This window comes from Pedobacter ginsenosidimutans (genome assembly GCF_001442625.1).
Taxonomy (GTDB): Bacteria; Bacteroidota; Bacteroidia; order Sphingobacteriales; family Sphingobacteriaceae; genus Pedobacter; species Pedobacter ginsenosidimutans.
This window is the reverse complement of the sequence record NZ_LMZQ01000001.1, coordinates 16,789-28,433: the sequence shown is the minus strand read 5'-3', so window position 1 is coordinate 28,433 and position 11,645 is coordinate 16,789. Positions and strand designations below refer to the sequence as shown.

The 11,645-nt window shown below is 43.9% G+C and carries 14 protein-coding genes; all 14 read left to right on the top strand.

What is annotated here, in order from left to right:
* The 14 genes from ASU31_RS00115 to ASU31_RS00050 all read left to right on the top strand — a co-directional run bounded on the left by ASU31_RS00115 (position 1) and on the right by ASU31_RS00050 (position 11,634).
* The gene (locus ASU31_RS00115) at positions 1–666 is read left to right on the top strand and encodes a hypothetical protein (RefSeq protein WP_057930367.1); all 666 of its coding nucleotides are present in this window, start codon (positions 1–3) and stop codon (positions 664–666) included.
* An 84-nt stretch (positions 667–750) separates the two neighbouring features.
* On the top strand, positions 751–1,524 hold the full coding sequence (locus ASU31_RS00110; protein ID WP_057930366.1) for a hypothetical protein: 774 nt from the start codon (positions 751–753) through the stop codon (positions 1,522–1,524).
* A gap of 4 nt (positions 1,525–1,528) precedes the next feature.
* Positions 1,529–2,659 (top strand): TraJ family protein, encoded by a 1,131-nt coding sequence (locus ASU31_RS00105; protein ID WP_057930365.1) that lies wholly within the window; start codon positions 1,529–1,531, stop codon positions 2,657–2,659.
* Position 2,660: 1 nt separating this feature from the next.
* Positions 2,661–3,284 carry a conjugative transposon protein TraK gene (gene traK, locus ASU31_RS00100; RefSeq protein ID WP_057930364.1) on the top strand — a complete coding sequence of 208 codons (624 nt, stop codon included), beginning with the start codon at positions 2,661–2,663 and terminating at the stop codon, positions 3,282–3,284.
* The gene (locus tag ASU31_RS00095; RefSeq protein ID WP_057930363.1) at positions 3,281–3,667 is read left to right on the top strand and encodes a hypothetical protein; all 387 of its coding nucleotides are present in this window, start codon (positions 3,281–3,283) and stop codon (positions 3,665–3,667) included. The genes traK and ASU31_RS00095 overlap by 4 nt, the downstream gene beginning before the upstream one ends.
* Before the next feature lie 5 nt (positions 3,668–3,672).
* The gene (gene traM, locus ASU31_RS00090) at positions 3,673–4,896 is read left to right on the top strand and encodes a conjugative transposon protein TraM (protein WP_057930362.1); all 1,224 of its coding nucleotides are present in this window, start codon (positions 3,673–3,675) and stop codon (positions 4,894–4,896) included.
* Between the two features lie 5 nt (positions 4,897–4,901).
* Positions 4,902–5,741, top strand: coding sequence for a DUF4138 domain-containing protein (locus ASU31_RS00085; protein ID WP_057930361.1), 840 nt, complete (start codon positions 4,902–4,904; stop codon positions 5,739–5,741).
* A gap of 8 nt (positions 5,742–5,749) precedes the next feature.
* Complete coding sequence (locus ASU31_RS00080) at positions 5,750–7,786, top strand: type IV secretory system conjugative DNA transfer family protein (RefSeq protein ID WP_057930360.1); 2,037 nt, start codon at positions 5,750–5,752, stop codon at positions 7,784–7,786.
* A gap of 30 nt (positions 7,787–7,816) precedes the next feature.
* Positions 7,817–8,239: a hypothetical protein gene (locus ASU31_RS00075; protein WP_057930359.1), complete on the top strand. Its 423-nt coding sequence runs from the start codon at positions 7,817–7,819 to the stop codon at positions 8,237–8,239.
* Complete coding sequence (locus ASU31_RS00070; RefSeq protein ID WP_167346137.1) at positions 8,217–8,843, top strand: M23 family metallopeptidase; 627 nt, start codon at positions 8,217–8,219, stop codon at positions 8,841–8,843. The genes ASU31_RS00075 and ASU31_RS00070 overlap by 23 nt, the downstream gene beginning before the upstream one ends.
* A complete protein-coding gene (locus tag ASU31_RS00065) occupies positions 8,836–10,047 on the top strand; it encodes an ArdC family protein (RefSeq protein WP_057930357.1) in 1,212 nt (403 codons plus the stop codon). The genes ASU31_RS00070 and ASU31_RS00065 overlap by 8 nt, the downstream gene beginning before the upstream one ends.
* An 8-nt stretch (positions 10,048–10,055) precedes the next feature.
* Positions 10,056–10,856: a DUF4099 domain-containing protein gene (locus ASU31_RS00060; RefSeq protein ID WP_057930356.1), complete on the top strand. Its 801-nt coding sequence runs from the start codon at positions 10,056–10,058 to the stop codon at positions 10,854–10,856.
* Positions 10,857–10,865: 9 nt separating this feature from the next.
* Positions 10,866–11,300, top strand: coding sequence for a hypothetical protein (locus ASU31_RS00055; protein ID WP_057930355.1), 435 nt, complete (start codon positions 10,866–10,868; stop codon positions 11,298–11,300).
* 16 nt (positions 11,301–11,316) lie between these two features.
* On the top strand, positions 11,317–11,634 hold the full coding sequence (locus ASU31_RS00050) for a hypothetical protein (RefSeq protein WP_057930354.1): 318 nt from the start codon (positions 11,317–11,319) through the stop codon (positions 11,632–11,634).
* The last annotated feature ends 11 nt before the right edge of the window (positions 11,635–11,645 follow it).

Below are 11,645 nucleotides of genomic sequence, written 5' to 3'. Positions count from 1 at the left end.
ATGCAAATAATTTTTCTGGCGTTTGTTTTGGCCCTTTTTCAGTTGCAGGCCTTCGCGCAACGCGCGGTATTCGACCGCGGCCATTTTAATATCGTTAACGAAAATGGCGCGGTCAGGCTGGCAGCGGAGAATACCTATAACAGCTATCTTAATAATATAAATAACCGGCTCTCGGATGTGAATGTAAATCTATCGGCGGTAGTGAGCGTGCAGTCAATAATCCTTTCCTCACTAACCGAGGTTGATCAAGGGCTCAAAAGCGCACTAGCCGTGAGGCAGATGGGTTCGCTGGTCGCAGAGATTGCTATGGAAAGCAGTGAAATGATCAGAATGGCAAAATCAGATCCACAGCTGCTGCTCTTTGCTGAAGCAGTGTCCCGGCAGCTGAAAGATAGAGGAGTCAGCCTGTTTTCCGTGGTTTCTGCATTTGTACTGAAAGAGGGCGAAAACGTGCTGATGGATTTTGAGAAGCGTGATGCGCTCCTTAAAAAAATTGCGCTCGAACTTCGGGTCATCAGGGCATTGGTATTCAGTATGAAAAAATCGATGTACTGGGCCAAGGCAAATGGCCTGCTTCGTTCACTAAATCCATATCAGGGATTTATCAATCAGGACCTGCGCTTAGGCAATGACATCTTGGTCAAGTCCAAATTATTGAAACAATGAAATCAACATGATTTGCCCAAGCCCGAAGAGGCATGGATATTATAATCATGATACCTTCATCAATTTAAAAATAAAATATTAGAGATGAAAAAATCACACCTGCTACTTTTTTTATGCCTCCCAGCAATGACCTGTATTGGTCAGAAAAAGATGTCCGACAAACACATCACCTACCAGCAGGAAAGAATGGTTTTTAAGCAGTGGGATGCGGATAAGTTTACACCAAAATCCGGATTTTTGGGACTTAACCCAGATTACTGGATAACATGGGCGCTGCATCCGAATTACCCCAAGACCGATCTTAGGCCACTTGGCCCGGTAGGGCCACAAACTCAGCGGCTGATATTTGCCGCTGCCATGCAAAATTCTGACAATATTTATAAGCTCCATACAGATACCTTGCGCAATACTGCGATAAGCGAGGCGGTCAACTATTCTGGCGCCCTAAGTGCTGCAGATCCGCTTTGGCAGATCTACTACCGAAAGGAGTTTGAGGGGCTTTTGAACTCATCAGATGCCGAATTGTTGTCAGGGCTGTCTCCGGCGGAACAAAAATATATTGTCTCCACCGGTCTGTATGATTGGTATAAGGAAGAAAGTAATTCATTACTGGAAAGGCTTCAGCTAGCGAGAAATACAAACGTTGACCGTGGATCCAGAATAATTGCTTACCACAGGATGCTTTCGGAGTATCGCAAATTGAGGGCCGGCTGGGAGATGAAAAAATCAAAGGCAAAAACCTATCTTAATATTAAATCCACAGCGGAAAAGATCAGGAATAGCCATACCAGATCGCCCGTAACCTCCAAAAGCGATATCCAGATTGCAAACGATATCCTGAAAAAATCCAAACTGTAATTTTATGGGCTTATTAAATCTTTTCACCGGCACTGCCGGTTTTTTTGCGCAGTCTACGCCCGATTCCTTTAAGGACACATTCAATTTCCTTCAGGGAAACGGGGTATATGAAGAAGGGATGATGCATTTTTTGCATGAGATGAAAAATACAATCTGGACGCACTACGATGCATTCATAGCGGATGCGCAGGCTCTTGCCGCTATTTTCATGCTTATCTTTTTTGCCATTAAGAGCTATGAGATGATTTCTGGCGATAAGCAGCTGGAGATTATGCCATTGCTTCGTCCCTTCGGCTTAACTATGGTCATCTTATGGTGGAGCATATTCACCAGAATTCTCGCTTATCCTACCGACCTGGTCGAACAGAAGACCTCAGCGATGTTCGATGGCAGTCAGTCCGAGATAAATGATCTCAGGCTGCAAAGGGCAAAGCTGATGGTGGAGGTTTCCGATCAGTTACTTAAAGTACAGGCAGAGACTGAAACCGCAAAGACCGAAGCGGATACCTGGTATGAGAATGCCTGGGAGTCGGTTAGATCCTCTGTAAAAGAAGGGTTTTCTGAGGTGTGGAATCCAATAGTGGAGATGAGAAACCGTTTGCAGGTGGGTTTGCAGCTCCTGGCGACCTCGCTCCTGGAAACCCTTGCCATATGGCTCCTGAGAGTCTGCACCTATATCATTTTTATTATTCAGATTATCTTTTCAACAATATTAATTATTCTGGGGCCGTTTTCCGTTGCAGTTTCCATTTTGCCCGCATTCAGGGATTCGTTCTCGACATGGATAGCAAGGTTCATTTCGGTCAATCTGTATTCTGGCATCGCCTATCTAGTAATGTATGTTGCATCACTTTTTCAGCATTATGCCCTGGAAGCAGAGATCACCCGCTATCAGGAACTTGTAGGTACAGGCGGCGCGAGCCTGGAAAAACTGGGCTGGTTTGCAGGCAACGGGGTGCTTTCCTTTGGGATGGTGATTGTAACTTTCGTCATTGGGGCGCTCACCATGCTCACCGTGCCTAGCATATCGACCTGGATCGTATCGACTTCAGGAGTATCGTCGGCTGCAAGTTCAATGGGTAGGGGCGCATCGAGTATGACCCGCGTTGCAGGACAAATGATGGGAGGACTTTAAAATGATGATAAAAAATATCGAATCAAAAATTCGCCTGGCGACTCTTATTTCCTTAGGAAGCTTCGTCCTTTGTCTTTGCGTTGTAGCGACAGTCTCATTTTTCGCCTATGGCTATGTGAGGGATTCCAGAAAAAGTATTTACATCCTTGACCCCTCCGGAACGCCTGTCATGGCGAAACAAACTGATGTGCAGTTGAACCGGGCGGCAGAGTACCGCGCACATATTGCAAGGTTTCATTCCCTTTTCTTTTCTCTGGTACCGGATGATAAATTCATAGAGTATCAGATGAAACAGGCCATGTACCTTATAGATGAAAGCGGTGCGCTTCAATATAATAATCTAAAGGAGAAAGGTTTTTTTACCTCAGTCCTTTCTTCATCTGCAGTATTGACATTGCGCACGGATTCCATTTTTTTAGATGAGAAAAAAATGTACTTCCGTTTTTACGGCACCCAGAAGATTGACAGGCGCAGTTCTACGATCACCAGATCGCTAATTACCGAAGGAAACCTAAAGGATCTGGAAACCCGTTCTGACAACAATCCCCATGCCGTGCTCATTACGCATTGGAAGACGCTTGAGAATAGAGATATTTTGACAACAGAGAAAAATGCTTTCCAATGAAAAAAGTAACCGTATTATCTGAGCTTCGGTCTGAGTTCGCTGGGTTGATTGCACGCATGCAAAAGGTTGTCGCTGCATTCACTACAAAACATCCGAAGCTGATTTTCTGCGCAATGGTAGCGCTGATGCTTTGCTCTTTTTTACTGTGCTTTACCCTGCTTAGGATGAAAAGTGAAAGCGTGCCGAAGAAATTAAAAGTCTTCAGTAAGATAGAGGGAAATCTTGGTGAAATTGGGACAACGGCTAGAAAGCTAAAGAGCATCCTTGAAGTAAGGTCGGCTTTGGAAGTCTTGCTCGCGAAGGATTCGTTGACTAAAAAGGATTCGCTATTAATGGAGCAGTTGTTAGGAGCAGTTGATAAATCGATGACCATCAAAAAATAATAAATATGGAAAAAATAGATTTCAAAAAGCCGCGGTATGCGCTTCCGTTAATTTGCCTTCCTTTTTTAGTGCTTTTCTTTTACGTCTACAAAAGCAGCTATGGCAAAGAGGGCACTAAGGTAGTAGGCAGGGATTCGCTGCAGACCGACATGGCAGGCGTTTCAGCACAGGTCCGAAACCAGGAACTTTCCGGAAAGCTTGATGCGTTTAGAAACAGATTCAAACAGGCAGATGGTTACACAGCAGTTGGTACCATTGGTGAAGAAAACCAGCAGCGGGCAGAGATAAGTTCAGCCTACAACGCAAGGGAAAAGCGGATGCTGGATTCCATTGATCAGGTGATGAAGGCAAAATATGGAACGCCAGGTACTGAAAGTATCAAAGCATCTAACCGTTTTTATACTGGAGCAAACTATTCCAGTGACCGAGCCTCATCCAGCGCCCAGCAGGACAAAGCGCTGGCTGATGCGCTCTCTAAGATAAAGCAGAGGAAAACAGATTTCCAAGTCCAGGGAATTCCAAAGCCCGAGACCGACCCCTTGCAACTGTTCCGTCAGCAGATGGCGCTGGTTGATAGTATGGGAAAGGCAAATGATCCAGCGCTTGCGGAAAAGCGGGAAAGGGAAAATCTGATTAAGTTGGCTGAAAAGGAAGATAAGAGCAAAATAGTTATCCCGGTCAGGCGATCCATTTTAGCCTCAGGAGCGTTCAATACAATCATTTCATCCGAGCAGCAGCGGCCGATATCTGCGATCATTGATCAGGATATTACAGGTTTTTCCGGTTCTCGTTTGCGGATTAGGCTAACAGATGATGTGCTGGCAGGAAAATTCCTCATTAAAAAAGGCACCTATCTCTACGCCACAATCTCGGGCTTTTCCTCCCAGCGGGTAAACCTGCTGATATCAACCATCTTTCATGATGGAGAAATTCTCCCCATAAACCTACAGGTTTACGACAATGACGGTCTTCCCGGAATTTATGTTCCCTCATCAGCATTTCGGGAATTCACCAGAGATGCCAGTGCTTCCAGTTCACAGGGGATTACCATTCAGCAGATGGCAGAGAATAACAATCAGCTGGTCATGGGTGTGCTTTCTAAGATGTTCCAGTCCACCACAACCGCGGTCAATAAACTTATCCGGTCAAATAAGGCAAAGGTCAAATACAATACCCAGGTTTTTCTGATCGATCCTTATGAGCTAAAAAGAAAACAACAATCCTATTAAATTTTATGAAAAAATTATTATTAATTGCCCAGATGCTTCTGCTCAGCGTATGTCTTCGGGCGCAGCAGACTCAAGGCGTGACCCTTGGGCAGGTTCCAGCAATCGGAATTTCCGGCACGGTTTCGCTACATTTTATTTCTCCGGAAAAGATCTCATACGTCGACTTGTCCAGTGCTGCGCTGATTGGCGATCTTCCCGAAAAGAATTTACTGAGGGTAAAGGTAGTACAGGATTCAATTTCCTCACTGAATTCTGGTAGCGATGCTGGCCTGGTGACAGTTGTAGGTGAGAGTTTTATTGCCCAATATAAACTGGTTTTCCTCCCGCATTCCGATTCAGGGCAAATCTCTACACAGGTAAATATTCTGCCCTCAACAATGAGACCGCTGGATATTTCCGGGATTAGCCTTACCCAAAGCGATTTCAAGGTTAATGCTTTTCGGTTATTGAACCTGTCGAATAAAAAGCCCGTAAGCACGCAGTCCATGTTCGGAATTTCAATAATCGTGAACAAAGTACTTTCGCTAGGCGATTTTGTGATGCTGGATCTCTGCTTTAGCAATGACACTAATTTACGGTTTGATGTAGATGAGCTGAGATTTAAGATTGAGGACAGGAAAATAAATAAATCTACCAATATTCAGTCGGTGGAGGTTAGTCCGGTTTTTCAGCTTTACCCTTTTGAGAGGTTTAAAAAATCGTACCGGAATATCTATGTGCTGAAGAAGGCGACTTTTCCTGGAGACAAGATATTCAATATTGAGCTTTCCGAGAAGCAGATTTCCGGTCGAAACCTGCGCGTAGCGCTCAGGTATTCGGATATCCTTGACGCGGATACTTTTTAAAGTGCGTTATGGAAGAGAGCAAAGAGCAGCAGAGCTTGCACCGCTTCCTCCAGTTCGCCATTTACCTGGCAGTTTTGCTGGACATATTGATGTTCGTTTATGCGCCGAAATTGCTGATGGACGCGGGCAGTTTTCATATTGGCCTGTCAAGACTGCTGGTTCGCATCTCGAGGATAGTTATATATGAAAATCCATTCTACAGCCGCTTTTTTCTTTTGCTGCTAATTTCTCTTGTATCAGTTGGTACCTTGAGCAAAAAAGAAAAGGATTTAAAAACGAGGCCGGCCATTATCTATCCATTGACAGCTGGCTTTTTATTAATGGGATCCAGCATATTTTTCTTTGGTGAGGCTGGAAAGGAGATTTATTACCGTACAAGCTGGTATGATCTGGGCTATATTTTGAGCTTGACCCTAGGCACTGTTATGGTACACATCGCGATGGATAATGTTTCCAAGATCATCAGTTCCTCTTTTGGAAAGGATAAATGGAATACCGAAGAAGAATCATTTATGCAAGCAAGGAAACCGGTGAACGGACCTTTCGCCGTAACCATTCCATCCCTGTTTTATTACCGAAAGAAAATCCATTCCGGGTTTATCAATATTGAGAATATTTTCAGGGGTACATTGCTTATAGGCACTCCGGGATCGGGAAAGAGTTTTGGTATTGTGATGCCCTTTATCAGGCAGCTTATTGCCAAGCAGTTTTGTATATGCTGTTATGATTTTAAGTTTCCCGATCTCGGCCAGATAGCATATTATCATTACCTCATTGGTAAGAAGCAGGGAAAGCTATCGGATTTTGATTTCCATGTAATCAATCTGACCCAGGTAGAGCGAAGCAGAAGAATAAATGTGCTCCGGCCTGACTATATCGTCACGCTTGCCGATGCTGGTGAGACTGCGGAAGCGCTGGTGGAAGCATTGAAGAAAGGGGACAAATCAGGGGGCAGCGATCAGTTTTTTACCCAAAGTGCGGTCAATTTTCTTTCTTCCTGTATCTACTTTTTTTCCCAGTACGAAAATGGTAAATATTCAACGTTTCCCCATGTGCTCTCGTTTTTGAACTGCAGCTATGAGCAAATATTTTCGGTGCTTTTCTCAAACCCAGAGCTTAAAAGTCTGCTTTCTCCTTTCGCAACAGCCTGGCAGGCAAAGGCCTTTAATCAGTTGGAGGGGCAGATTGGCACGCTCAAGGTATTCATATCCAGGCTCGCTACCAAAGAAACGTTTTGGGTTTTTTCCGGTGATGATTTTAATTTGAAGATCTCTTCAAGGAGTGATCCCTCAATTTTAGTATTGGCCAACGATCCAAACACCCAGAATATCAATTCCGCATGCTATTCTGTGGTACTGAACAGGCTCACCCGGCTCATTAATTCCAAAGGAAACCTTCCCTCTGCGCTGATTATTGATGAACTGCCCACACTGTTTGTACACAGAATTGAAAATCTTATCGCAACGGCCAGATCAAATAAGGTAGCAGTATTGATGGGGCTTCAGGAACTTCCACAGTTTCAGCAGCAATATGGTAAGGATACCGCTACAACTATAACCTCGGTAGTTGGAAACGTACTTTCTGGTTCGGTAAGGAACAAGGATACCCTGGAGTGGCTCGAGCGGCTTTTCGGGAAAGTCAAGCAACAATCTGAAAGCCTTTCTATCGATCGGACTAAGACTTCAGTTTCGCTTTCAGAAAAACTCGAATCATTGATTCCAGCGGGTAAAATCGCCTCCCTAAAAGCAGGTGAGCTCGTTGGAATGCTCGCCGCGGACGCTGTTGAAGATTATATAGGCAAATACGAAACATCGGCAATAAATTGCAGGGTAAATCTGGACATGGATTCCATCGCAATGGAAGAAAAATCCTATGTGGAAATGCCTGTTTACTATAATTTTAGCGGCAAAAAAGAGGAGATATTAAAAGAGAATTTTAGCCGTATCAATGAGGAAGTGAGCGAGCTCGTTAAGCGGTTTAAATCTGAGGGAGCCAAAAGTGCTGAAACACCCAAATCATCCATGTCTGGAGGGATGAAAAGGTAAACATTCATTAATTTTTAAATTCCAAATTTTATGGAAGAACTATCTGGTAAGCTGGTGGCCATCAATCCCTTGCTTACTAATGATCCCTCCTTTAGGCAGGGCCAGATTGGAATCATCGCGATGGCTGATTTAAAGTTCGATACCGTTAGCATTGGGTTTTCATCCGGTGAGATGGGCAAGTATTCTACAGATGCTGTACTGGTACTTAAAGATAAAAGAGATCTCTATCATGATATTATGACTGGTGTAGGGGACATGGATCGCAATACTTTCAAACAACTGCTGGACATCAATATGAAACAGGAACACGCTGATTATGGGCATCAGTCTTCAGCAATGAAGATAGCGCTAAGCAATCCAGAAATGCTAAAGAGGAGTACTATTTCTCTTGCAGAATATCTTTCGATAAATCAAGTAAATGATATCAGTCATGAAACGGCTTTTAAACGCTAGCGTTCTTATCGCGATAGTTTTTGTTTTAACGCTTTCAGTTTTTACGGTCAATGCACAACTATCGATGCCGCTGAATGCTATGAGGATAAACAGCGGGTTTGGAAAAAGAATACATCCCCTCACGCACAACGTGGATTTCCACAGAGGGATTGATCTGCATGCGAGAAATGAACCTGTGTATGCTTTTTTCTCTGGCAGGATATCCGAAGTCGGATGCAATCCAATCCTTGGCAATTTTATCAGGATTGAAAAAAGTGGCCTGGAGTGTATCTATGGTCACTTATCGATTTTACTGGTCAAGAGAGGTGATGAAGTTGAATCCGGCGAGGCAGTAGCTGTTACAGGAAGAACCGGAAGGGTAACCGGTGAGCACCTGCACTTCGCACTCAAACAAAATGGTAACTATTTAAACCCCGTTCATTTCATCCGCGGCTACTATCAGGACAGGGCCAACAAAGAAAATATTATGGAAAATACAGCAACCTATAGCTTGCGGCAAAAACTCGAATTGCTTGTGATGATGGAAGAAGTCGCGCTAAACGAGCAGGAATCCTCGCTTTATGGTGTTGACTTCGCGGACCGGGAGGATCCAGAAGATGAATAAAAAAGAGGTCACTAAGCCAATGCATGTTCAGGTTGCGGAAAGAGTCATCGAGGCTTTGAAGGCTGGTACAGCCCCATGGCAGATTCCATGGGATGCCGGGGGAGTGCCTTTTGTGTTGCCCTACAATTTGCAGAGTGGAAAGCGATATAGGGGAATTAACTCGCTTTCGTTACTGATGAGTGGGCGGGAGGATCCAAGGTGGATGACCTACAAGCAGGCAGAGGAAAGCGGGTTTCAGGTGCGCAAAGGGGAAAAATCCATGATGATTCAGTTCGTAAAAACTTCAGACGAACGCACTAAGCGCGATGCTTCAGGTAAGGTATTACACGATGAACTGGGGAAACCAATCACAGAAAAAATGCAGCTCTCCCACGCCATAGTGTGCAATGCCTATGTTTTTAATGCAGATCAGATTGACGGAATACCAAAACTTGAACTCGAAAAGCCTGGCGGGCTGTGGCAGCCGCTGGAGCGTGCCGAGAACCTTATTAGTTCTTCCAGGGCGATTATCAATCACGTAAATTCAGGCAATGCATTTTATGATCCTAGCAAAGATGCTATTACCGTCCCTCATAAGGACTGGTTTTCTGGGGGAGATAAGTACTATGCCACACTCTTACATGAGCTTGGCCATTGGACAGGTCACAAGGATAGGTTAAACCGTGACATGGGAAATGGCTTTGGAAGTGAAAGTTACGCCAGAGAGGAACTTAAGGCCGAGATTGCATCGATGCTTTTGGGCCAGGAAATAGGTATTGGTCATGATCCCGGGCAGCATTACGCCTATGTGGAAAGCTGGATATCGATTCTGGAGAATAACCCATTTGAAATATTTTCAGCCTCAATGGATGCCGAGCGGATTTTCGGTTACGTAACCAATCTAGAGAAAGTTAGAGAAGTTTCTTCAGAGGAAAATGAACTTGCCGCATTAAAGGCCACACCCTTAAAAACAGTTAATTATTTAACGACAGGCGATAAAATCCAGTACAATGGTTCTGTTTACGAAGTGCTTGGCCATTTAAAGCAGGGACGCCTGAAAATGCTGGAAAGTCTGAACGGTAATGCATTTACCCTGTCGCATCAGGACAAGCTTTACAGTGCCCTTTCCTTTTTAAAAACTCAGATGGGCAAGGAAGAATCTCAACGCGAAGGGCAATCGCTGCTTGCACGGTCAGACGACCACTCTACTGAAATAAATAGATAAAATGTATTATGGAAAAATTGAATATCGATGAAGCATTGCCAGTGGCAGAGCTTTCCAGACTCGGACTATATAAGGACGGCAAGCATTTGCTATCCTCAGATGATATCACAGCCCTTCTCGCAGGGAGACGTACATCTCTGGTCAACCTTAAAAACTTGATTGGTGAGGCTTTCACTATTGAAAGCCTTGATGTGAAACTTTCCCTTCATCACAGTGAGCGGTGGGGAGATGAGATCATGCTCCATCCGATATATAAAGATATTACATTGGCCAAGGGAATGACCGAAGAAGAACTTTGGCCAATATTGACGGGTGAAATGACTAATCTTGTTAAGATTGTCAATAACCCTGAAACGCGAACCGATCAAACCCTTGTATTTGAATATGATGGCGAAACAAAAGAATTTATTTCTTACGACCCACTAAAGGTAATAGTCCCTTTTCAGGTTAATGGTGAAAAACTTGATATAAAACAGCGTCAGGATTTTGCGCACGGAAAAATTGTTGAGCTTAGTGATGGAACTAAATTTCAGTATATGTCTTCGCTTCCCAAAGGTATTGTATCCAGCCGCTCAGCGCTGATCTTGGCGATGTCTGATAATAGGCAGTCTCCAAGATTTCTTTTAGAGGGGCTTGCGCCACTGATAGTCTCAAGTGTTCAAGAGCAGCCTTTCTCACCCGCATTTGAAGCTGCATTTTTGGAAATGAGAAAATCCGAAGGAATACAAGCTGAGGACAGGTTGCAAATTGAGCTTGATGATCTTAAAAATGATTACCATAGCCCCCTAGGTCTGGGGGCGTTGAGGTAATTGGGAAGTATGTTCGTAGAAGCTGATGGATTTTCATACCATATTCCAGCGGGTCTTCCGGAGATAACCATCAGATTAGCATATCTTTTCTATGAAGAAAGGGATGTGCCAGTTAAACTAATTGACAAGAAAAAATCTATGAATAAGGCTATTGCCATTGTACTGGTTGGCTTCCGTCCTAATATGGAAACCATGTCAGCTATTGCCAGCTTTTTTTATAGCGCAAGATTTAGAACTGCATTCGGTAGGGATCTTCCGGCACGTGTGTTGGCATGCCGGATATCCCTCTGGCTAAAAAATACCGATGCTCAGTTTTTGTTATTATCTAACCGTATTCATTTTCGTTATAGGTCTAAAGCTTTTTCATGTCCCGAGGAAATGTTCTCTTTAAGTAGGTTCTGCAGAATTTCTGGGTTGAGGACTAACCTAACCATTTTCATTTAACCAAGTTTTCAAACCCATGATTCCTGAAATTTTTAAGGAAAATCTGAATGTCAATGTGCGTGTATTCGGTTTTGAGGTAAATGTAGATTATTGCTATCATTGGCCTTCGATCAGCTCAGACGGAAAGGAACCTCTGGCTGTACATTTTGAGTTCCGTTCAGATTCAAAGATCATCTCTTCAACTGGCTATAAGTCCCATTTTCTTTTCTCGTCCTCTTTAAAATACTGCGAATACACTTCTATCGAAGAGCTATGCACCGCGATTGGAGAGCATTTGGCTAGAGAAAATGGCTACGAACCTCCAGAGCCGGAGCAACAGCTCAGCCTGTTTTAATTTTTAACAAC